Origin of the sequence: Actinomadura sp. DC4 (assembly GCF_030406325.1) — a bacterium.
GTDB lineage: Bacteria > Actinomycetota > Actinomycetes > Streptosporangiales > Streptosporangiaceae > Actinoallomurus.
The window spans coordinates 55,463-77,193 of the sequence record NZ_JAUEQY010000007.1 but is presented as its reverse complement, the minus strand read 5'-3'; the positions used below and the strand labels follow the sequence as shown (position 1 = coordinate 77,193).

At 72.1% G+C, this 21,731-nt stretch carries 21 protein-coding genes; 8 read left to right on the top strand and 13 right to left on the bottom strand.

What is annotated here, in order from left to right; genetic code table 11:
- Positions 1-206: 206 nt before the first annotated feature.
- The 6 genes from QWU11_RS13695 to QWU11_RS13670 form a co-directional block, all read right to left on the bottom strand.
- A complete protein-coding gene (locus QWU11_RS13695; protein ID WP_290107268.1) occupies positions 207-980 on the bottom strand; it encodes an ABC transporter ATP-binding protein in 774 nt (257 codons plus the stop codon).
- A complete protein-coding gene (locus tag QWU11_RS13690) occupies positions 980-2,866 on the bottom strand; it encodes a dipeptide/oligopeptide/nickel ABC transporter permease/ATP-binding protein (protein ID WP_290107257.1) in 1,887 nt (628 codons plus the stop codon). The genes QWU11_RS13695 and QWU11_RS13690 overlap by 1 nt, the downstream gene beginning before the upstream one ends.
- A complete protein-coding gene (locus QWU11_RS13685; protein ID WP_290107254.1) occupies positions 2,866-3,879 on the bottom strand; it encodes an ABC transporter permease in 1,014 nt (337 codons plus the stop codon). The genes QWU11_RS13690 and QWU11_RS13685 overlap by 1 nt, the downstream gene beginning before the upstream one ends.
- 6 nt (positions 3,880-3,885) lie before the next feature.
- Positions 3,886-5,487, bottom strand: a complete 1,602-nt coding sequence (locus tag QWU11_RS13680) for an ABC transporter substrate-binding protein (protein ID WP_290107251.1) — start codon at positions 5,485-5,487, stop codon at positions 3,886-3,888.
- A gap of 150 nt (positions 5,488-5,637) precedes the next feature.
- Entirely contained in the window at positions 5,638-6,633 is a 996-nt protein-coding gene (locus QWU11_RS13675) for an acyl dehydratase (RefSeq protein WP_290107241.1), read from the bottom strand.
- Between the two features lie 19 nt (positions 6,634-6,652).
- The gene (locus tag QWU11_RS13670; protein ID WP_290107234.1) at positions 6,653-8,083 is read right to left on the bottom strand and encodes a M17 family peptidase N-terminal domain-containing protein; all 1,431 of its coding nucleotides are present in this window, start codon (positions 8,081-8,083) and stop codon (positions 6,653-6,655) included.
- Positions 8,084-8,320: 237 nt separating this feature from the next.
- Between QWU11_RS13670 and QWU11_RS13665 the strand changes: the two genes are divergently transcribed.
- From QWU11_RS13665 to QWU11_RS13655, 3 genes are read left to right on the top strand one after another with little or no spacing between them, the layout of a single operon-like run.
- On the top strand, positions 8,321-9,493 hold the full coding sequence (locus tag QWU11_RS13665; protein WP_290107213.1) for a M20/M25/M40 family metallo-hydrolase: 1,173 nt from the start codon (positions 8,321-8,323) through the stop codon (positions 9,491-9,493).
- Positions 9,490-10,344: a GNAT family N-acetyltransferase gene (locus tag QWU11_RS13660; protein ID WP_290107205.1), complete on the top strand. Its 855-nt coding sequence runs from the start codon at positions 9,490-9,492 to the stop codon at positions 10,342-10,344. Before QWU11_RS13665 ends, QWU11_RS13660 begins: the two co-directional genes overlap by 4 nt.
- A complete protein-coding gene (locus QWU11_RS13655; protein ID WP_290107199.1) occupies positions 10,341-11,636 on the top strand; it encodes a M20/M25/M40 family metallo-hydrolase in 1,296 nt (431 codons plus the stop codon). Before QWU11_RS13660 ends, QWU11_RS13655 begins: the two co-directional genes overlap by 4 nt.
- 3 nt (positions 11,637-11,639) lie before the next feature.
- Here the strand turns inward: QWU11_RS13655 and QWU11_RS13650 are convergent, their stop codons facing one another.
- On the bottom strand, positions 11,640-12,176 hold the full coding sequence (locus QWU11_RS13650) for a DUF5134 domain-containing protein (RefSeq protein WP_290107195.1): 537 nt from the start codon (positions 12,174-12,176) through the stop codon (positions 11,640-11,642).
- 113 nt (positions 12,177-12,289) lie between these two features.
- Positions 12,290-13,231, bottom strand: a complete 942-nt coding sequence (locus QWU11_RS13645) for a hypothetical protein (protein ID WP_290107182.1) — start codon at positions 13,229-13,231, stop codon at positions 12,290-12,292.
- Between the two features lie 299 nt (positions 13,232-13,530).
- Here QWU11_RS13645 and QWU11_RS13640 point away from each other — a divergent pair, with 299 nt between their 5' ends.
- The gene (locus tag QWU11_RS13640; protein ID WP_290107173.1) at positions 13,531-14,343 is read left to right on the top strand and encodes an SAM-dependent methyltransferase; all 813 of its coding nucleotides are present in this window, start codon (positions 13,531-13,533) and stop codon (positions 14,341-14,343) included.
- Positions 14,344-14,353: 10 nt separating this feature from the next.
- On the opposite strand, the gene QWU11_RS13635 is transcribed toward QWU11_RS13640, so the two are convergent.
- Positions 14,354-15,040 (bottom strand): hypothetical protein, encoded by a 687-nt coding sequence (locus QWU11_RS13635; protein WP_290107139.1) that lies wholly within the window; start codon positions 15,038-15,040, stop codon positions 14,354-14,356.
- Positions 15,037-15,795: an SDR family NAD(P)-dependent oxidoreductase gene (locus QWU11_RS13630; protein ID WP_290107121.1), complete on the bottom strand. Its 759-nt coding sequence runs from the start codon at positions 15,793-15,795 to the stop codon at positions 15,037-15,039. The genes QWU11_RS13635 and QWU11_RS13630 overlap by 4 nt, the downstream gene beginning before the upstream one ends.
- Before the next feature lie 47 nt (positions 15,796-15,842).
- On the opposite strand from QWU11_RS13630, the gene QWU11_RS13625 reads away from it, so the two are divergent.
- On the top strand, positions 15,843-16,334 hold the full coding sequence (locus QWU11_RS13625) for a MarR family transcriptional regulator (protein ID WP_290107114.1): 492 nt from the start codon (positions 15,843-15,845) through the stop codon (positions 16,332-16,334).
- A 605-nt stretch (positions 16,335-16,939) separates the two neighbouring features.
- Complete coding sequence (locus QWU11_RS13620; protein ID WP_290107107.1) at positions 16,940-17,254, top strand: hypothetical protein; 315 nt, start codon at positions 16,940-16,942, stop codon at positions 17,252-17,254.
- Positions 17,255-17,326: 72 nt separating this feature from the next.
- Here the strand turns inward: QWU11_RS13620 and QWU11_RS13615 are convergent, their stop codons facing one another.
- Complete coding sequence (locus QWU11_RS13615; RefSeq protein WP_290107092.1) at positions 17,327-18,250, bottom strand: hypothetical protein; 924 nt, start codon at positions 18,248-18,250, stop codon at positions 17,327-17,329.
- Positions 18,251-18,263: 13 nt separating this feature from the next.
- Positions 18,264-18,599 (bottom strand): hypothetical protein, encoded by a 336-nt coding sequence (locus QWU11_RS13610; protein WP_290107091.1) that lies wholly within the window; start codon positions 18,597-18,599, stop codon positions 18,264-18,266.
- A 388-nt stretch (positions 18,600-18,987) separates the two neighbouring features.
- On the opposite strand from QWU11_RS13610, the gene QWU11_RS13605 reads away from it, so the two are divergent.
- Complete coding sequence (locus tag QWU11_RS13605; protein ID WP_290107056.1) at positions 18,988-19,635, top strand: class I SAM-dependent methyltransferase; 648 nt, start codon at positions 18,988-18,990, stop codon at positions 19,633-19,635.
- Here QWU11_RS13605 and QWU11_RS13600 read toward each other — a convergent pair.
- The gene (locus tag QWU11_RS13600) at positions 19,588-20,298 is read right to left on the bottom strand and encodes an AraC family transcriptional regulator (RefSeq protein ID WP_290107049.1); all 711 of its coding nucleotides are present in this window, start codon (positions 20,296-20,298) and stop codon (positions 19,588-19,590) included. The two genes, QWU11_RS13605 and QWU11_RS13600, sit on opposite strands and share 48 nt — an antisense overlap.
- A 183-nt stretch (positions 20,299-20,481) precedes the next feature.
- Here QWU11_RS13600 and QWU11_RS13595 point away from each other — a divergent pair, with 183 nt between their 5' ends.
- Entirely contained in the window at positions 20,482-21,639 is a 1,158-nt protein-coding gene (locus QWU11_RS13595; protein ID WP_290107032.1) for an MFS transporter, read from the top strand.
- Positions 21,640-21,731: the final 92 nt, after the last annotated feature.

Here is a 21,731-nt window from a genome sequence, read left to right as displayed (position 1 = left end):
CACGCTTCCGGGCGGATCGGGGGGACCACGGCGCGCTGACCCGCGCTCCGGTACTCGGGCTGCCGGTCACACCGGCCCGCGACGGACTTCCGGTCGGCGCCCAGATCGTCGGCGCGCCGCCGAGCGACTGGCGGCTGCTCGGGATCGGCGAGGCGATCCAGGCCGCCTCGGCCGGCACGAGCGCGTCCCCGGGCCCGCCTGAGCCCTCACGCCTCCGGGCGGATCGAGGGGACCGCCGCCAGCAGCCGCCGCGTGTACGGGTCGCTCGGGTGCTCGATCAGCTCCTCGGCCGGCGCCGACTCGACCAGCCGCCCGTCGTGCATGACCGCGATCGTGTCGGCGAGGTAGCGGACCACCGCGAGGTTGTGGGAGATGAACAGCACGCCCACGCCGGTCTCCCGCTGGATCTCTCGCAGGAGGTTCAGCACCGCGCCCTGCACCGAGACGTCGAGCGCCGAGGTGATCTCGTCGGCGATGAGGATCTCGGGCCGGGCGGCCAGCGCGCGGGCGATCGCGACGCGCTGCCGCTGCCCGCCCGAGAGCTGCCGGGGCCGCAGCCGCGCGCTGTCCGGGTCGAGGCGGACGAGTTCGAGCAACCGCCGCACCTCGGCGGCTCGGGCCGAGCGGCCGCCGCCGGACAGGCCCTCGGCGATCGAGGAGCCGACGCTCATGCGCGGGTTCAGCGAGGCGTACGGGTCCTGGAACACGAACTGCACCCGGCGCCGCCGGTCGCGCGCCGTACGGCGCCCGCGCGGCCCGGTGGTGAGCACCGGTTCGCCGTCCCACCGGACCTCACCGGAGCTGACCGGCGCCAGCCCGACCAGCGCGCGGGCGAGGGTGGACTTGCCCGAGCCGGACTCGCCGACGAGCCCGACCACCGACGACTTGGCCACCGCGAGGCTCACGTGGTCGACCGCCGTGACGGCGTGGCCGCCGGTGCCGAACCGCACGACGAGGTCGCGGGCCTCCAGGACGCTCATCAGTGGCCTTCCGTGGTGGGCTCGGCCCGCTGGACGGGGTGCCAGCAGGCGACCTTCCTGCCGTCGCCGGTCCCGGCGAGGGGCGGCACCGTCGTACGGCACGTCTCGTCGGCGTACGCGCACCGCGGGGCGAACGCGCAGCCCGCCGGCCGCGCGGCCGGGTCCGGCGGCCGGCCGGGGATGGTCGCGAGCGGCCGCTCCCGGTCCGTGGTCATGTCGGGGACGCTCGCGACGAGCGCGCGCGTGTACGGGTGTGCGGCGTCGTCGGCCAGCGCGCCCACCGGCAGGTCCTCCACGACGCGGCCGCCGTACATGACCAGCACGCGTGAGGCGATCTCCGCGATGACGGCGATGTCGTGGCTGATCAGCAGCACGGCGGCGTCGCGCTCGTCGCGGACCTGGCGCAGGAGGGTGAGGACGTCGCGCTGCACGGTCACGTCCAGGGCCGTGGTCGGCTCGTCCGCGACGATCAGGACCGGCTCGGTCATCAGCCCGATGCCGATCGCGGCGCGCTGCCGCATGCCGCCGGAGAACTCCATCGGGTACTGGCGAGCGCGCCGCTCCGGCTCGGGGATGCGCACGGACCGCAGGCGGTCCACCGCGCGGCCCATCGCCGCCGTCCGGCTCAGCCCCTGGTGGACCTCTGACACCTCGGCGAGCTGCCGCCCGACCCGGATGGCCGGGTTCAGCGCCGACATCGGGTCCTGGAACACCATCGCGAGCGCGTTGCCGAGGAACCGCTCCCGCGCCGCCGGCCGCATGCCGGCCAGGTCGTTGCCCGAGAGCGTGTGCGTCCCGGCGCGGGCCACGCCCGGGTGGGAGACGAGCGAGCCGATCGCCAGCGCCGTCAGGGACTTGCCCGAGCCGGACTCGCCGACGAGGCCGACGATCTCCCCGGACCGTACGCTGAGCGAGACGCCGTCCACCGGGGTGACCGGCCCGTCGGTGCCGGGGAAGGTGACCGTCAGGTCCTCGACGCGCAGCACGTGCTCGCCGGTGTCCGGGGCCTCGCCCGAGGCGGCCCCGGTCGCCGCCTCGACCCGGCGGACCGGCGCGTGGCCGGCCCCGGCGACGAGCTGGGTCAGCAGCTCACCGGCGAGAACGAAGGTGACGCCGGCGAGCACGATCGCGACGCACGGCGCCAGCGCGGCACTCGGGTTCGTGTAGATGCTGGGCAGGCCGTCGGACAGCATCCGGCCCCAGTCATAGGCCGGCGGCTGCACGCCGAAGCCGAGGTAGGACAGGGCCGAGAGGCTGAGCAGCGAGGCGCCGACCTGACTGGTCGCGTTCACCAGCAGCGGCTCGGCGATGTTGGGCAGCACGTGCCGCGTCAGCAGCCGGTGCCGGGGCACGTTCAGCAACCGCGCCGCCGACACGTAGTCGGCCCTGGCGACACTGCTCGCCGTCGTGTGGGTGAGCCGGGCGAACGACGGGGCCATCCCCACCGCCAGCGACAGGACCGCCCCGCGCGCGCCCACGCCGAACACCAGCGCGAGGAACAGCGCGAGCAGCAGCCCGGGAAAGGCCACGAGCAGGTTGAACGCCGCGACGATCAGCCGCCCGAGCCGGCGGCCGACCACGACCGGCAGCGACCCGGCGACCACTCCGCACAGCGTGCCGAGCAGCGTCGCCAGCAGCGCGAGCCACAGCGACTTGCGGGTGGCGACGACCGTACGGGCCAGGATGTCGCGGCCGAGCGCGTCGGTGCCGAACAGGTGCCGGCCCGACATGCCGCGCTGGATGGCGTTCACGTCGATCGAGCCCGCCCGGTGGCCGAACAGCGAGGGCCCGGCCACCGCGACGAGGAGCAGCACGGCGAGCAGCACCGTGGTGATCACCGCGAGCGGGCCGCGCGGGCGGCGGATGTGGGGGGTCCGGAGGCGCATCAGCTCTCCCGTATGGTCGAGCGCGGGTCGACGATGGCGATGACGACGTCGACGGCGAGGTTGATCAGCAGAACCGCCGACCCGAAGAACAGCGCGACCGCCTGGACGACGGGAAAGTCGGTCGCCAGGACCGACTGCACCAGCTCGTGGCCGATGCCGGGCCAGGCGAACACGCTCTCCACGAGCACGGTCCCCGCGATCAGCGAGCTCAGCACGAGCCCGCTGACGGTCAGCGTCGCGGTGAGGATGTTCGGGAAGGCGTGACGGACGTACAGCAGGCGCGCGGGCAGCCGCTTGGACCGCGCGGTGCGCATGTACTCCTCGGCGAGGACGCGCTGGGTCTCGGCCCGTACGATCCGGGCCAGGTAGGCGACCGGCCCGGCCGCCAGCGCGGTCACCGGCAGGACGTAGGAGGCCGGGCCGCCCTGCCCGGCCACCGGGAACGCCCGCAGCGTCACGGCCAGCACGAAGACGAGGCCGACGCTGAGCACGTAGTCGGGGATCGACAGCAGCAGCCCGGTCACCCCGGCGAACGACAGGTGCAGCCCCCGGCGCCTGCCGTCCCGTGACGCGACGCCCACCGCCATGCCCACCGGGATCGACACGCAGATCGTCGCCAGGAAGGCCGTGCCGCCGAGCGCGAGCGTCGGCGGCACGAGCTGGGTCATGATCTCGCGCACCGGCGTGCCGCTGCTCAGCGACGTGCCGAGGTCAAAGGTGAACAGGCCGTGCAGGTAGTCCACGTACTGCTGCCACAGCGAGTGGTCCAGCCCCAGCCGCTGCCGCGTCGACGCGACGACCTCCGGGGCGGCCTTCACACCGAGCGCGTCGCGTACGGGATCGCCCGGCAGGGCGTGCACCATCGCGAACGACGCGGTCACGAGCAGGAACATCGACACGAGGAAGCGGACGAGGCGACGGGCGAGAAAGGCGATCCAGGGCCGTGACCCCGCGAGGCGGGCACGCGGCGGCGTCACTTCGTCCGGTGGCTCGGCGACCTGAAGAGACGTCACTGGGGTTCACCCTCGGGTGGCGCGGAGCGAGGTGGGGATCAGGACGTGGGCGAGGACCTGGAACTTGGCGCCCTTGCCCCAGTAGAGGAGTGGTTTGTTGGAGATGGGGGTGATGTCGGAGTTCTTGAACAGTGCCGACTCGGCGGCGTTCCAGTTGGCGCAGCCGGCGGTGCCGTCCTGGGCGGAGGCCTTGGCGACCAGGTCGTCGTAGCCGGAGTTGTCGACGTGCCCGAAGTTGTTCCCGCCGGTCGGCGCCGGTCCGGAGAAGAACGGCACCAGGGTCGCGGGGTTGCTGACGCCGAGGCCGATCAGCGTCGCGCCCCAGGAGCCCTTGCCGAACACCACCGCGGAGGTCTGGTCGAACGACTGCTCGTTGAGCTTGACGTCGGCGCCGAGCTTCTTCCACTGCGCGGAGATGTACTCGGCGGTCGCCGCGGTGGTGGGCTCGTCGTTGGCGAAGATCAGCGACAGCGAGAGCGCACGGCCGCCCTTGTGCCGGATCCCGTCCGGGCCGGCCGCCCAGCCCGCCTGGTCCAGCGCGGCCTTGGCCTGGTCGGGGGCGAAGGCCGGGACGTTGCCGGCCATGGTGTCGCCGGAGCAGATCTTGGGGTCGGCGACCAGGCCGTTCGCGGCCTTCCCGTTGCCGCCGGTGTCGATCTTGGCGAGGTCGGGCATGTTGAGCGCGGAGATCAGCGCCCGGCGTACCGCGACGTCGGAGGCGGCCTCGCCGCCGGCCTCGTTGAAGGCCAGCTCCTGCCCCATGAACATCGACCCCGCCGAGAACACGCGCGCGCCCCTCAGCCGCGTGGTGTTCGCGCCGGACACCTGTGCGACGTTGATCTGGCCGCTCAGCAGGAGGTTCGCGGTCGTCGTCGGGCTCGTGACCACCTTGAAGGTCAGCTTCGCCGGAACGCCCGTGGCGCTCGTGCTCGCCCCGTTCGGCCCCCAGGTGTAGCCCTTGCGCAGCACGTACGTGAAGTGGTCGCCGGGCACGGCCTCCGAGAGCACGTACGGCCCCGACCCGGCGCTGGCCTTGGCCAGCGACTTCCGGTCCGCGAGGCCCTTCTCGCAGATCAGCGGCAGCTCGGCGAGGTTCTGCATGAAGAACGGCGCGTCCGTGGTGAGCGAGACGTCGACGACGCCGGTGGCCGGGTCCGCCTTGGCGGTGGTGCCGGCCGGCACGGCGACGCCGGTCATCGGGGACCCGTTCTTGGCCGCGCCGACGTAGGAGATGTTGTCCGCGACCGTCTTGGCGTCCATCGGGGTGCCGTCGGAACAGGTGACCCCCTTCCGTACGGTCAGGCTGTAGGAGTGCTTGCCCGGCTTCCAGGCGGTCACCACCTGCGGAGCCGGCTGCCCGGAGTCGAGCAGTGTCACGGGGGTGTCGTAGGCGAAGACCCCGATGAGGAGGTTGGGGCCGTTGACCGAACGCTGCGGGTCGAGGTTGCCCGGGTCGGAGTTGAGCCCGACCGTGAGCGAACCGCCGCTCACGAGGTCCTGACCGGACGAACCCGCGACGCCGCCGCCACCCGAACACGCCGCGGCGGTGAGGACGACGGCGGCCGTAGCGGATGCGGTGATGGCGCGATCAGCGCGTTTGATCTTCATGGCGGCGTCTTCCTGTGCAGGGGTCTTAGGGGAGACTGCCCACGTCAGCGTGGTATTGGAGACATGATTAGACCGCATGCCGATCGGACGGGGGCTTGTACGCGCGGACCAATTATCGTCCGGGAGATGGTGCGTTCAGCCCAGTTCGCGTCACGCGACGATTGCGATGAGGCGCCAGTCGAGGACCTGCCGGTGACCGTCCGCCACGTGCACCGTCGACCGCAGCCGCACCAGCCCCAGGCCGTTCGGCAACGGCCTGACCAGGTCCTCGACCTCGACCGTACTCCGCAGCGTGTCGCCCTCGCGCACCGGGCCGGTGTGGTCACAGGACCGCCAGCCGGCCACCGTGACCAGCGTCGGAAGGGCGCGGGCCGCCTGCGCGAGGGCCAGCCCGATCGTGTGGCCGCCGTAGACGAGACGCTCGCCGCCCGCGGCGCCGGCGTCATGGTGGACGGCGGCGATGTTGAGCGTCGAGCGGGCCAGTTCGGGCGCGCTCGACACGATGTCGCCCGCGGCGATCTCCAGGACCGTCCCGGGCGGGAGGTCCGCCAGCCGGGGTGAGCCGGGCCGGGCCGCCAGCGGCGCCAGGTCCCATCCGGCGACGAGCTCGGCGGCGGCCTCGTCGATCTCGGACCGGCCGATCAGGGCCATGTCGTCATCGGGCGCGCCGGCGCGGTCCGCGTCGCGTACGGGCAGCATCGCGCACCGCCAGAAGTCCAGGACGGGCCGGTCCTCCTGGTCGACGGTCGTGACGCGCAGCGCGGCGAGGCCGGAGGCCGGGCGGTCCGGTCGCGGGCGGTTGCGCCGCAGTCCCTCGACGCGCGTGACGGTGCGCAGCGTGTCGCCGATGACCGGGGCGCGCCGGAACACGAGCCCGCGGTAGAACAGGTTGGCCATGACCTGCCGGGTCGCGACCGTCGACTGGCCGATCGCGACGTCCCAGACCAGCGCCGGGTGCGCGAACCCGGGTAGGCCGAGGACACCGCGCGACAGGTGCTCGTCCAGCGCGAGCGCGAGGCGGTCCCCGACGATCGACTGGTGCACCGCCGCGCCGCCGTACGTCAGCGTCACCGGCGGCGCCGCGTCGAAGACCTGCCCCTTGCCCAGCTCGTCGAGGAAGGGGCCCTCGACCCTGATGTGTTCCACGTTGCCTCCGTACGGTCCCCTACCCCGGCCGGTCCGCGAGGTAGCGGGCGAGCGTACGGGTGCCGTTGCCGTTCGCCCCGGCGCTCCAGGCGGCGGTGTCGCCGTCCCGCATCACGGTGAGGGCGAGGTCGATGTGCGCCCAGGGGAGTCCCCGGGTGAACCGGCGCAGGTAGAGCGCGGCGAAGATCGCGCCGAACGGGCTGACCATGCCGGGCTCGTGGTTGCGCACGTCGGCGACGCCGGAGCTCAGGCGGCTCTCGTACGGCTCCCAGAGGGGGAGCTCCCAGCCCGGCTCGCCGGACTCCGCGCCCGCGCGGAGCAGGCCCGCGACGATGTCCGGGTCGTTGCCGAGGACCGCCCACATGTCCGGCCCGAGCCCGGTGCTGGACGACAGCGTGGCGACGTCGATGATCTCGGCGGGACCGGCCTCGGCCGCGTACGCGAGCGCGTCGCCCAGCACGAGCCGGCCCTCGCAGTCGGTGTCGATGACCTCCGTCGTGATCCCGCCGCGGTGCCGGAGGACGTCGCCGATCCGCGTGGCGCCGCCGCCCGGCATGTTCTCGGCGCACGCGAGGTAGGCGCGTACGTGAACGGGCGACTCGAGCCGGTCGAGCGCGACGAGCGCGCCGATGACGCTCGCCGCTCCCGACATGTCGGCCTTCATGGTCCGCATCTGGCTCGTCGTCTTGATCGACAGGCCGCCGGAGTCGAAGGTGATGCCCTTCCCGACCAGGGCGACGTGCGGCAGGTCCGGCCGGCCGCGCTCGATCTCGATGAGCACCGGGGGACGCGCGCTGCCCGCGCCGACGCCGAGCAGCCCGCCGAACCCGCCGTCGACCAGGTCCTGGCCCTGGACGAGCCGTACGGTGAAGCCGTGGTCGGCGGCCAGCTCCTGGCAGTGCGCGGCCAGGTCGAGCGGCCCCAGGTCGCCCGCCGGGGTGTTCACGAGGTCGCGCGTCCGGTTCGCGGCCGCCCCGATGACCTCCCCGGTCGCGACCGCCGCCGCGTCGCAGTGCCACAACGACAGCTCCTCGCACGCGGGCGGCGCGTCCGCCGTGCGGTAGGCGTCGAACGTGTAGGCCCCGAGCAGCCAGCTCTCGGCGACCGTGGTCGCGGCCCGCGGGTCCGACGGGCGCGCCGAGGCGAGCGCGCAGGCGACCCGGCGGCGGCGTACGGCACGGCCCGCGACCATCGCCGCCGTGCGCAGGCCGCCTTCGTCATCGGCGTCCTTCCCGACGCACACCAGCAGCACGTCGGGTCCCTCGCCCGCGGCGGGCACCCAGCACGAGTCGCCGGCCTCGGTGAGACCGAACCGGCGCGCGACGCCGGGCGCGGGCAGACCGGGCTCAGAATGCAGTGCGGCGGGCGGCTCGCCGCCGGCGAAGACCGGGACCACGGCCGCGTCGAAGGCCGGATCCAGCAGCGGCCGGGTCGTCGTCGTGCATCGCATCCTCGTGGCCTCCTCGCGTGACCGCCGCACCGGGCCGTGCGCACGCCCTGCTCAGGCGGCCTGGCGGACGCCGTCACGTTAGCAACCGCGCCGGGCCGCGGGTCTGTCGGGGCGGCCCACATCGCCACCGCGATTTCGGCGTGGCAGACGAAGAACCCGCGTTCGGCCGCGTGCGACTCTGCGGTCGCCTCCTCCCGTAATTCGGGAGAGATCACACCGTGGAGACGTGAGACTCTGATGCCTGAGAACACTCTTCTGCGAGCGGACGGCCCGGCGCTGCTGGAGTCGGCCACCGCCCGGCTGCCGCGGCTGATCGGCGACGTCGGGAGGCTGGTCGCCGTCGAGTCGCCGTCCAGCGACCTGGCCGCGGTGGCCCGGTCGGCCGACACGGTCGCGGCCGTCGGCGCCGCGCACCTGGGCGCCCCGCCCGAACGCCTCATGCTCGACGGCCGTACGCACCTGCGCTGGAGGTTCGGGCCGGGACCCTCGCGCGTGCTCGTGCTCGGCCACCACGACACCGTCTGGCCCGTCGGCTCGCTGGCCGTCCACCCGTTCTCGGCCGGGGACGGGACGCTGCGCGGACCCGGCTGCCTCGACATGAAGACCGGCCTGGCCATGGCCTTCGACGCGCTGGCGGCGCTCGCCGACCCGTCCGGCGTCTGCCTGCTGGTCACGGGCGACGAGGAGCTCGGCTCCCCCTCCTCGCGCGCGCTGATCGAGGAGGAGGCGGCCGGCTGTGACGCGGTGCTGGTCCTGGAGGCGGCGGCCGGCGGCGGTGCGCTCAAGGTCGAGCGCAAGGGCCGCGCGGGCCACACGATCACGATCGCCGGCCGGGCCGCCCACGCGGGACTCGAACCCGAGAAGGGCGTCAACGCCGGCGTCGAACTCGCCCACCAGGTCCTCGCCTGCACCGCGCTCGCCGACGAGGGCGAGGGCACCACCGTGACCGCGTCCCTCCTGGCCGCCGGCACCTCGATCAACACCGTCCCGGACGCGGCCTCCTTCACCGTGGACGTGCGCGCGCGCTCACGCGCCGAGCTGGAACGCGTGGACCGCGCGGTCCACGGCCTGCGGCCACGCCTGCCCGGCGCGCGCGTCACGGCCGAGGGCGGCGTCGACCGGATGCCGCTGGAGCGATCCGCCTCGGCGGACCTGTTCGCGCTGGCGGCCGACGCGGCGCGGACGCTCGGCCTGCCCGCCCTGCGCGGAGCGGCGGTCGGCGGAGGCTCCGACGGCAACCTCACCGCGGCCCTCGGCGTCCCGACCCTGGACGGTCTCGGCGCCGTCGGCGACGGCGCGCACGCCGCGCACGAACACGTCCTGCTCGACGAACTGCCCGGCCGCCTCGCCCTGCTCGCGGTGCTGCTCGACCGCCTCCTCCGCCGTACGCCCACGGAGGTCACTCGATGACGCCCCAGACCGCGGTACACGACACGACGGCCGTACGCGACGCCGAGGACCAGGCGCTGGCGGTGGCACGGTCGTCCGGCGTCGAGATACGTGAGATCGAGACCACCGGCGAGCTCACGGCGGTGAGCGGGCTGCTGTCCGGCATCTGGCACCGTGACGCGGCCACGCCGCAGCTCACCGTCGAGATGCTGAAGGCGCTGGCCAAGACCGGCAACTACGTCAGCGCCGCCGCGTACGAGGGCCGTCTCGTGGGCGCGGCGGTCGCGTTCTTCGCGGCGCCCGAGCGTAGGCGCCTGCACAGCCACATCGCCGGCGTCGTCGACGGCCACCAGGCGCGCAACGTCGGACACGCGCTCAAGCTGCACCAGCGCGCCTGGGCGCTGCGCCGCGGCATTCCGACGATCACCTGGACGTTCGATCCCCTCGTGCGCCGCAACGCGTACTTCAACATCGCCAAGCTCGGCGCGCGCGTCATGGAGTACCTCCCGGACTTCTACGGCGAGATGCACGACGCGGTCAACGCGGGCGACCCGAGCGACCGCCTGCTCGTCGCCTGGGACCTGCTCGCCGGGAACACCGGCCCTCCGGTGCGCGAGGCCGGCACGGCGCTCGCCGTCGGGCCCGACGGCGGCCCGCGCCGCGATGGCTGGCCGGCCGGCGCTCCCGCGATCGTGGCCGTGCCGCCGGACGTCGAGCGGCTGCGCGCCGAACGGCCGCGGCTGGCCGCCGAATGGCGGCTCGCCGTCCGCGACGTCCTGGGATCGGCGCTGGCCGACGGCGCGCGGATCGCGGAGTTCCGGCGTGACCAGGGTTATGTCGTCGTCACCGGGAGAGGAGCGGCCAGGCGATGATCCCCGTCGTGGAGATCTGCTCGCGGCTCGTGGCCATCGACACCAGCAACTACGGGCGCGCGGGCGGCAAGGGCGAACGCGCCGCGGCCGCGTACGTCGCCGGCCTGCTGCGCGAGGTCGCGTACGACCCGGTCGTCCTGGAGTCCGCGCCGGGCCGGGCCAACGTCGTGGTCCGGGTGCCGGGCACCGACCCCGATCTGCCCGGCCTGCTCGTTCACGGGCACCTGGACGTCGTGCCCGCGGACGCGGCCGACTGGACGGTGCCGCCGTTCGAGGGCCGGGTCTCCGACGGGTACGTGTGGGGCCGGGGGGCCAGCGACATGAAGGACATGGTCGCCATGATGGTCGCCACGCTCCTCGGCTGGGCGGCGTCGGGCACCCGGCCGCGCCGCGACATCGTCTTCGCGTTCGTCGCCGACGAGGAGGAGGACGGCCAGTACGGTGCGGAGTGGCTGGTCGCCGAGCACCCCTCGCTGTTCGCGGGCGTCGAGGCCGCGATCGGGGAGGCGGGCGGCGTCCCCACGACGGCCCGGCGGGCGGACGGCTCGGACGTACGGGTCTATCCGGTCGCGGTCGCCGAGCGCGGGACGCTGCACCTGTCGGTCACCGTACGGGGCACGGCGGGGCACGGCTCGCGGCCCAACGACGACAACCCGGTGATTCACCTCATACGCGGGCTCGACCGGCTCACGAGGTACCGCTGGCCGGTCGAACCCACTCCGGTGGTCCAGGCGTTCATCTCCCGGACCGCCACCGCCCTGGGGATCTCCGGCACCGGGATGGAGGAGGTCCTCGACCGGCTGGGCCCGCTCCGCATCTTCGCCGACCGCACCCTGCGCTGCTCCGCGACCCCGACCGTGCTCGACGCGGGCTACAAGTACAACGTCGTCCCCAGCACCGCGCGCGCCGAGATCGACGTACGCTCGCTCCCCGGAACCGAGGACCGGATGCTGAAGGTCATCGACGAACTGCTCGGCGACCGCGCGGAACGTACCTTCCTGTCCAACAACCCGGCCATCGCGGCCCCGCTCGACTCCCCGTGGTACGAGGCCATCCGGCGGTCCATCGAGCGGTCGGACCCGGACGCCGTCGTGGTGCCGTACTGCATGAGCGGGGCCACCGACGCGAAACCGTTCGCCCGGCTGGGCATCGCGGGCTACGGCTTCGCGCCGCTCGGCCACGACCCGGACGGGCGCTTCCCCGCCGGCATGCACGGCGTCGACGAACGCGTTCCCGTCGCGGCGCTGGAGACGGGACTGCGCATTCTGCGGGACTTCCTGACGACGGTCTGACGTCTATGACATGGCGAGGGTGAGGACGGCGGTGCCGAGGCTCATCGCGGCGTGGCCGGCCGCGGCGGGCAGGCGGCGGGGGCCGGTCGCGGTACCGGCCTCGGCGAGCCAGACCGCCGCGGCGAGGAAGAAGTAGCCGGCGAGCGTCACGGCGGCCGGTGCGGGGCCGCCCATCGGCGCCATCCCGGCGTGGTGGGAGACCGGCCCGCCGGCGGGTGCGGGCATGACGACCATCCAGATCATCACGGCGGCCATCAGCGCGTGGTGCGCGTGCTGGATCGCGGGCATCATCCGCCCCGCGCGTACGGCCAGGACGGCGAACCAGGCCACGGTCGCCGCCAGCACCGCGACCTGGGGCGTGTGGGGCACGCGGGCGCCCCAGACCATCGGGATCATCACCAGGGCCATCACGACGTGCAGGAACAGCGAGAGCCTTTCGGCGGCACCCGCCGTGGAACGCGCGCACCGGTAGAGGAACCATCCGCCGGCGCACGCGAACGCCACGGTCAGGCACCAGCAGGCGTAAGAGGGAAGGGACACCGCGGACTCCGGTCGACGTGTGGTCTTACATATACAGACCCCAGCCGCGCCCGGGACCCATCGGTCGCCGGGCGGTCACTTTCCGTGCCGTCCGAATCGCGGTGCCCGTCTCGCTACTCCGGCCAGTCGGTGTACAACGCCATGACGGCGCCCTTGACCGCCACGACGACGGCGCCCAGCAGCATCACGATGCCGTACCGGACCCCTCCGGAGGACAGGACGTCCAGCGCGAGCACGATCAGCAGTGCCGAGAGGGCCAGCAGCGCCCAGCCGAGGATGACGACCACGCGGTCGTGGAACCGCTGCTGCGCGTCCTGGCTCTGCCAGTCCTTGTAGGCCAGGGTCTGCGCGTCGTCCTGAAGCGTGGTCAGGTGCGGCTGGTAGGTGTTCAGCGTCGTCGCCTGGTGCGCGTCGTGGGCCTGTCCCGTCCAGTCGGCGGCGAGCACGTCGAGCCCTCCGGGGACGTCCGCGTGGAGCCGGCCCGCCGACGCGTGGGCCTGGTCGAGCCGGACGGCCGCGTCGCCGAACGTGCGGGGGTCGCGGACGTTCGCGGTGAGCAGGGCGCCGACCGGCCGCACGAAGCTCGCCAGCCCGACGGCGTCGCACAGAGTCTCCAGCCGCCGGTACAGGGCCAGGATGCCGTCCGGGCCTGCGCCTCCCGGCGCCGTCGCGCCGGCCTGGACGGTGGACGGCGCGCTGCGAGTGGCGGCCGGCCGGCCCGATCCCGTCGAGGAGGTCGTGCCGGCGACGGTGGCCAGCGCGGCGTTCTCCGCGCCGTCATAGGTGGTGGCCGTCCGGGTCAGGTCGTCGATGTGGTCGTCGGCGGTGCCGGTCAGGCCGCGTACGGTCCGCAGCATCGAGTCGAGGGTCTGGCCACGCCGGCGGCCGGCGCCGGCGACCACGGCGGGGAAGGCGTCCGGCGTCAGCCCGGCCGCCGCGATCACCTGTCCCAGGTCCGGCAGCCCGTCGGCCATGTTCGTCATGGTCCCGTCGCGGAAGGCGCGCAGCCCCGCGGTGGTGTCGACCGCGTATCCGTCCGCCCGCTGATCCACCATCGTCCCTGCCTCCGAAGCGACTCGAGAAACTCACGGAAACGAGGACCGGACTCCGGCTCCCCACTCTGGGGGTCATTATCCCCATCGCCGGCCCTGCCGCGCCCGGCGTTCGGGCGAATCGGCCGTGGCCGGACCGGCGTTCCGGTCAGCCCGTACGGCGGTTGCGGCTCGGGCGTCGATGGACTCCCGTGCCGTACGGCGGCCGATAGAGGACATCCGGGGGCTGGTCCCACCGGCCGCGGCAGGCGGTGGGGTTACGCTTCGGAGATCTCGATCGGTCGCCGAGCGGAAGGACACCCGTGGCCGGAAAGCCAGCTGCTCATGACCCACAGCCGCAGTGGGCACTCGACACGGGCGTGCCGCACACCGCCCGCGTCTGGAACTACTTCCTCGGCGGCACCGACAACTTCGCCTCCGACCGCGAGGCCGCCGAGCGTGTCGCCAAGGTCAATCCGCCGATACTCGAACTCGCCCGCGCGTCACGGGCGTTCCTCGTCCGCGCGGTCCGCCACCTGACCGCCGAGGCCGAGGTCCGGCAGTTCCTCGACATCGGTACGGGGCTGCCCACCTTCAACAACACCCACGAGGTCGCGCAGGGGATCGCGCCGGAGTCGCGCATCGTCTACGTCGACAACGACCCGCTGGTGCTCGTCCACGCCGAGGCCCTGCTCACCAGCACGTCGCCCGGCATCACCCACTACCTCGAGGCCGACCTGCTGGACCCGGAGACGATCCTGCGGGAGGCGGCGGAGGTGCTGGACTTCGACCGGCCGGTCGCCCTCATGCTGATCGCGATCCTGCACCACGTCGAAGACACGGGCGAGGCCCAGGAGACCGTACGCCGGCTGATGGACGCGCTCCCGTCGGGCAGCCATCTCGCGGTCGCCCACGCGGTGCACAGCCCGACCATGGACGAGGGCGCGCGGCAGTGGAACCAGGTCGGCAAGCCGACGCTCAACCCGCGCAGCCCCGAAGAGGTCGAGAGCTTCTTCGACGGGCTCGACGTGGTGGAGCCGGGCGTCGTCACGACGACCCACTGGCGTCCCGGCGACGTGGACGTCGGCGCCGTCCCCGAGGTCGACCAGTACGCGGCCGTCGGCCGCAAGCCCTGAGGCAGGCCGCTCACGACGCGTCCCGCGCGCCGGCGGGCAGGACGTACGCGGCGACGATGATCCACACGAACGACGGGAACCGCGCGAGCGGCAGCAGCACCGCCAGGCCGGGGATCGCGACCGCCAGCGTGGCGACCATGGCGATCGCCGCGATCACGAGGCCGGCCCAGGCGAGCCACCGCGGGAGCAGACGCGCGAGGAGGCCCGGGACGGCGATGCCGGCGACGAGCAGCCCGCTCGGGACGACGAAACCGGGGCCGCCGACGATGAAGGCGAGGTCGTGCACCAGCCGGATCAGCTCGGTGTGGCCGAGGATCTCCGGCCGGGTGAGCGTCCAGCTGAACAGCGCGGACAGCGCCATCGACGCCGAGGCCAGCACCCCGCCGACCAGCCCGATGGCCGCGCCGGGTGCGCGGACGCCGAGCCGGTTCAGCCGTACGGACGCGGTCGCCGCGTAGATCGCGAGTGGTATCGACGCGGCGAACTGCAGCAGGGCGGCGAGCAGGACGGGAACCCGGTTGCCGCGGAAGTAGCCGACGATCGTCGCCGCGCTCGAGAACGGTGAGGGGTAGACGTCCCCGCCGGCCATGGCGATCGGCAGGGCGAGGGACGCGAGGAAGAGCGCCACCGTCGCGATCGCGACGAGCGGCAGTGGCGGTCCGGCCTGCCGGAGCCGGGGTCCTTCGGTCGTGGTCACAGCGTCATGCCTCCGGTGATGTCGAGTGTGGTGCCGGTGATCCAGGAGGAGGCGTCGGAGGCGAGGAACGCGACCGCCTCGGCGATGTCCTCCGGCCGGCCGATGCGCCCGAGCGGCACGTGGGCCGCCACGGCGTCGAGCCGCGCGGCGGGCATCCGGTCGCGGAGCTTGGCGGTGTCGACGATGGCGGGCGCGACGCAGTTGACCCTGATGCCGGAGGTCGCGTACTCCTTCGCGAGGTGCTCGGTGAGCATGACGACACCGGCCTTGGCGGCGGCGTACGCGGCGTTCGCCTGCGACGGCCGGCGGCCCGCGCTGGAGGCGACGGTCACGATGCGGCCGCCGCCGCGCTCCAGCATCCCGGGCAGCACCGCGTGCACGGTCAGGAAGACCGAGGTCAGATCGGTCTCGATCACGCTCCGCCAGCGTTCGGGGGTGAGCTCGGCGGTCGGTGAGGGCACGCCGTCGCCGCCGGCGAGCGGGACGAGCACGTCGATCGTTCCCAGCGTCGACGCGATCTCGGCGACCGTCGCGTCCAGCCGCCCGGCGTCGCGTACGTCACCGACGTGGGCGACCGCGGTGCCACCCGCCGCGCCGATGTCGGCGACGACCTTGCCGAGGGCGCTCTCCGTACGGCCGTGAACCGCGACGGCGGCCCCGCGCGCCGCGAGGGCGCGGCTCACCTCCGCGCCGATCGAGCCGGACGCCCCGGTCACGAGCGCGACGCGGCCCTGGAGTGACTTCGTTCTGTCCATAAAATCATTCATAGCACAGAATTATTCACTGCTGTTAGGATACTTGGATGGATCATGTCGCCGGGCATCGCGGGCCCTCGGGGCGCGTCGGTTTCCTGTTGTCCCAGGTGGGAGCCCTTGCCGCGGCGCAGTTCGCCGATCGGCTCACCGGTCTCGGCGTCCAGCCCGGCGACGTCGGCATCCTGCGCCTGATCGCGGCCGAGGAAGGCCTGAGCCAGCAGACCCTGGCGGGAAAGCTGGGCGTCGGCCCCAGCCGGGTGGTCGCGCTGATCGACGAACTCGAGCAGAAGGGCCTCGTCGTACGCGAGCGCAGTACGAAGGACCGCCGCACGTACGAACTGCGGCTCACCGGGGCCGGACGCGACGTCATGACACGGATGCGCGAGATCGGCTCCGCCCACGAGGAGGGCGTGGTGCACGCGCTGAACGCGAGCGAACGGCGTATGCTCGCCGACCTCCTCCTCAAGGTCGCGGAGAGCCACGGGCTCACGCCGGATGCGCACCCGGGCCACCGATCCGAGCGGCCGCGCTCCTACTAGGGGGTATTCTTGGGTTTGACGTGGGACGACGCGGGTTCGGATGGGACACCGTGGTCACGCGGATTCTGCTGGTGACAGTGCGGATGCCCCTTCTGCCATTAAGGCGATCATCGACTTGACTTCCAAAAGAACGAGTACGTCGAAGAACGGTCCCGTCGAGAGCCGGAACCACCTTGAGGACCTGAGCCCCTCGCTACGGGCGTACGTCCTGGACCGTTGCCGACGCGAGGGAATCCCGGTCACGTCGGTTCGCGTGGTCTCCGCGACCGAGGTCATCTTTCCCTGACCCCGCCTAGGCCGGCACGCTTGTTCGGTCATGCCGTGCTGCCCGAACTCGTGGGATAAACGACCAATATCCATATCGGACGGACAATTCCCCGCTAGTTGCGATTAGCGGGAAATGACCTGCGCCGTTTTCCGTCGGCCACCTCAACCCTGTACCCGCGAACCTGCCGGACGAACGGGTCACCCTCGGCCCGCGTCAGCAGCTCTGCACTTCCGTCGCGAAGAATGGAGTGATCCCCTCGCGGAGGCTGGCCGACTTCATCGAATACGTTGACCTGGCCTGCTGCAAGATCCAGGGAATCAATGTAAATTTCCCATTCGTGCTGACGCAGCTCGGTCCGGTGCTCTCCGGCGTCCCGGCGCACAAGGTCAACCTCCAGAACAGCCGCCAACTGTGGGTCCCGGTCCAGAAGCAGAACCAGGCCATCCCCGCCTCGGTCCTGAACATCGTGCGATGGATCGACCTGGAGAAGTTCGACCTGACGACGACCACGACCATCACCCCGATCCAGCTCAAGCTGAACCCCATCAACCCGCTGCTGGCCGGCCTGCCCAGCGAACCGGCCACGATCGGCGGCCTGCTGCAGCTAGGCGTCCCGGCCGCCGAGAACGGCGTCACCCCACCCAGCGCCTGACCGCCCCGAGAACCGGACCTGCGGCCCCGTCCGCAAGTCCACTCCCGAGGCCCGCCGATCCGATGTGCATGCTCACACGCCCGCCGGCTGGCCGACCCTGGCATCACCGCTGGTCACCTGAAACAGCCCGTCGGCGATCTCGCGAGACTGCATTGCCACCTGGTCTTCGATTTCGGCGGGCCAGCGGGTCTCTCGATTCCAGATCACGCCTTCCAGCGCGCCGATGTCCAAGCGCATGGCGGTCAGGTCGACACCGGACACGTTAACCGTCACCTCGGCCAGGATGCGGCTGAGATCTACCGCAAGTTCACGCGCCGTCTCCAGATCGCGCGCGAGCGCACGTGCCTGCCGCAGATTGCGTTTGAGGGCGCGTACGATCGTGCGCGCCTGTGACAGAGCGCGAGAAAGATGGCGATTGAGATCGCGTGCACGTGCGAGCGATCGGTCGATATCCCGTTCAAGCGCCTTGCCGAGCTCGTGAGTGAGCGTGAGCGCGTGGTCGAGGTCGTTCTCGAGCGCAAGCGCACGAGTATGTTTGAGATCACGAAAGCGGATGAGATCTCGTGGAAAGTCGAGCGGGTTGAGGTCTTCGGTATTGGCGATTATCTTCGTGATTGCACTGGTTTGGGTTCGAGCGTATAACGTCACGAGTTGAGAGGTCCTCGTGTGCCGGGAGTCCTCGGGGCGCCTCTCCGTACCTGGATGATAAGCATCCGACCGGTCGCGGCGTCCTAATGCCTCGACTACGCGGCCAAGATGGCTATCGTGCGTTATTCCGCGTTCGCCCGACCTGGAGGATGCCAGGTCGACCCGGCCTATGGCCTCGATGATGCGTCCGGCCGTGCTGTATCGTGCCAATCCGTGCGTGGCCTGGTGGGATGATGCGATGTCGGTGCGGCCTAAAGCTCCGACGATACGTCCTGTGCGGCTGTCGGCACGCATCACCGATCTCCGTTCTGGGATCGGTGGGTGCACCAGCTCGAGCGTGGCATGCACGCCTCCTCGACTGTCATTCTCTGGAAGAGGAACCGACTTCGATGTCGGATGATGGGTGAGAGGAATCCTTTAGGGGGACATTTCGGGCGAGCTTTTCGAGTACGGCTGGCGCGCTGACCCCCAACCCCAGGGCGGCCAGCGGGCCCGTGAGCTGTCCACTGCCGGCGGCCGCAAGAATCCCCCCTATCGCGACACGAATCAGTATCGATATTACGTAAGCGGGGAGGCCTTGCGGTATCGGCTTTCGCCAGTTCCATCCCGGAGTGTCGCGAATCTGACGGTAGAGGTCGAGTGCCTCCATGCAGACGCCGCCAGCCAGCCCCCAGAGCGCCGCCTTCCAGAAGTCCATGAGTAGACCGTACGACTGATATCTGGGCGCTCGCGCTTATCGACCGCGAATGGCCAATACGTAACACCTTCACGTGATGGGCGATATACGTTGCCATCATGTCGAGCACTCCCATGTATCGGGCGTCAGTTAAGGAGTCCCGTCCCTGGCCGAAATGCGGAGCCGGTCAAGGTCACCTGTACTGTCTACTATGACGCACCGACGCTCAAAGAGGTTGTCGTCCAAGGGAAATTCCGAAACAGCAACGTGGTCGTGCTCCCATATCTCGTAGGTAGCACCTTCGATAGTGCGTACCAGGCCGGCCGTCGCACGCCCCGAGCGAGGGCGGAGTGTTCTGTGAGCGATTCGTTCAAGACCGGACTGTGCGGCGCGTTCGAGCCTGCCCGGTATGTCTGATCGAACTTTCACCCCCGCGGCAGGGCGTTTCGCGCCCACGCGTCTCTACGATCCCGTCGTCGCTCTCACGCGGGAGCGGCTCTGGCGTGCGCTGCTGGTCGCGTACGTCGCGCCCCGGGCCGGGGACGTGATCGTCGACGTCGGCTGTGGAACCGGGTCGCTGGCGCTGATGCTGGCCCGCGTCGAGTCGCGGGCACGGGTCATCGGTGTCGATCCCGATCCGGACGTGCTCGCCAGGGCGCGGCGTAAGGACGGTGGCGCGGCGGTGGACTGGCGGGCCGGGATGGGGGACGCGCTGCCGGAGATCGTCGGTGTCGGCTCGGCGGCGACCGCGGTGTCCAGTCTCGTGCTGCACCAGTGTCCCGTCGCCATGAAGCGGGCGATTCTCGCCTCGATGTACGCGGTCCTGCGGGACGGCGGGAGGCTGGCGGTCGCCGACTACGGCCTGCAGCGTACGAGGCGGATGCGCCTGGCCTTCCGGACCGTGCAGGTCGCGGACGGCAAGGAGGACACCCAGCCCAACGCCGACGGCATCCTTCCCGAGCTGATCGCCGAGGCCGGGTTCGACGACGTACGGGAGGCCGACGTCGTGTCAACGGTCACCGGTTCGATCTCGATCTACACCGGGCACCGGGCCTGACCGGCGCAGCATCGGGAGTACGGCCGCCGGGGTCAGGCCCACCATCTCGCGCATCTGGCGGGTGAAGTGGGCCTGGTCGGCGAAGCCGCCCGCGATCGCCGCCTCGGCCAGTGGCCGGCCCTCCTGTACCGCCTCCGCCGCGCGGCGGAGGCGGTGCCAGATGCGCCAGCGGGGGAGCGGCATGCCGAGCCCGTGCCGTGCCAGCGCGCGCAGGCGCTGGGACGACAGGCCGACGCTCGCGGCGATCTCCGGCATCGAGGCCGGGCGGCCGTCGGCCAGGGCGTCCATCGCCGCCATCAGCCGGAGGTCGAGCGCGTCCGAGGGCCGTACGGCGGCGTGGTGGACGTCGGCCTGGGTGAGGTCGCGCAGCGAGGGGGCGGCGACGACGCCGGCGTCGCAGCACCGGCGCAGCCGGTCGGCGAACGCGCAGTGGGGATCGACGAAGAACGTGCGCAGGGCGTCCGTCGCGAGCAGCCGGTGCCGGGCCATCGGCGCCACGACCAGCGCCACGTCGCGATGCGAGACACCGGACGCGTCCACGACGGTCACCGCTCCGCGGACCGCGATGGCGACCTGAAAGGCGGCGTGGCGGTGGAAGGAACCGTCTCCCGACGGCCCCTGGTAGAGCGCGTAGCCCTCACCGATGACGAAGCGCGACTCCACAGGCACCTTCCACGGGGGACACGTTACGCGGCGGTTCGCCGATTGGGTTGCGGCTCGCGGTCGTAAGGACGTTCTCATACGGGTCGGGTCCGCCCTGCGCCTGCCGCGCGTGAACGCCTGACCCTGCGCGGCGGCCGCGAACTCTTCGTTGACGGCTCAGGTCCGCCTGATGATGATCAACCCGTGTCGCCGAAAGGGACGTACCGGGCGCTCTTCGGTGTGCCGGGTGTACGCGCGCAGGCCGTTCTTGGGCTTTTGGCGCAGGTCACGCAGCAGGTGACGCCGATCGGTGCGGTGCTGGTGGTCGGTGGTGCGACGGGTTCACTCGTGCTCGGCGGGCTGGCGGCAGCCGCCTTCTCCGTGGGGGCGGGGATGGCGCGGCCGGTGCAGGGGCGGCTGATCGACCGGTGCGGGCCCCGTCCGGTGCTCGCGGTCACCGGCTGCCTGCACACCACCGCCCTCGTCGTACTGGCCGGCGCCACCGGCGTTCCCAGCTGGGGAATGGTCGCCCTCGCGTGGCTCGCCGGGACCGGCCTGCCGCCGGTGTCGGTCGCGATGCGCATCGAGTGGGCGCGGCTTACGTCTCCCGGGCTGCGCACGGCCACGTACAGCCTGGTCTACCTGGTGCAGGAGCTGGCCATCTTCGTCGGCCCGCTGCTGTTCAGCGGGGTCGTCGCGGTGCTGTCCGCGTCGATCGCCCTGACGGTGGTGGCGGTCGCCGCCGGGGCCGGGACGCTGGCCCTCGCCCAGGCGATGCGGTCCGCCGGGGCCCGGCAGGCCGGCACCGGTGGTGCCGGGGTGCTGCGCGACGGGCGGATGCGGCTCCTGCTGGGGGTCGTCGCGCTCCTCGGTGGTGCGAGCGGCGCCATGGAGGTGGGGCTGCCGGCGCTGGCGGTGGCGCGCGGGGCACCGGCGGCCAGCGGGCTGCTGCTCGCGACGGTCGCGTTCGGCGGCATCGCCGGCGCGCTCTGTTATGGGCGGCTGCGATGGAGTGTACGTCCCGCCCGCCGGCTCGTCGTCCTGCTCCTCGCGGTCGGGGCCACGCTCCTCCCGGCGGCGCTGGCCCCGAACTTGGTCGTCATCGGATTCGTCCTGTTCTTCGTCGGCATCGCGCTCAACCCGGCGCTGACGACGGCGTCGCTGGTCGTCGACGAGCTGGACGTGGCCCCGGCCGAGGCGTTCGGCTGGCTGTCGACCGCGATCAGCGCGGGTGCGGCGGCGAGCGGCGGCCTGGCCGGGGTCGTGGGGGAGTACGCCGGCGCGGCCCACGCTCTTCTTCTGGCGTTCGGGTTCGCCGTACTCGGCGCGGCACTGAGCCTCGCCCTGGCTCGCCCCGCCTGACGTCGGGCAGAAGACCCCCATGGAACGGCATGGAACGCCCAGGAGGTGACAGGCCTGCCAAACCACTCAGTTCCACAGAAAGAAGAGCCGAA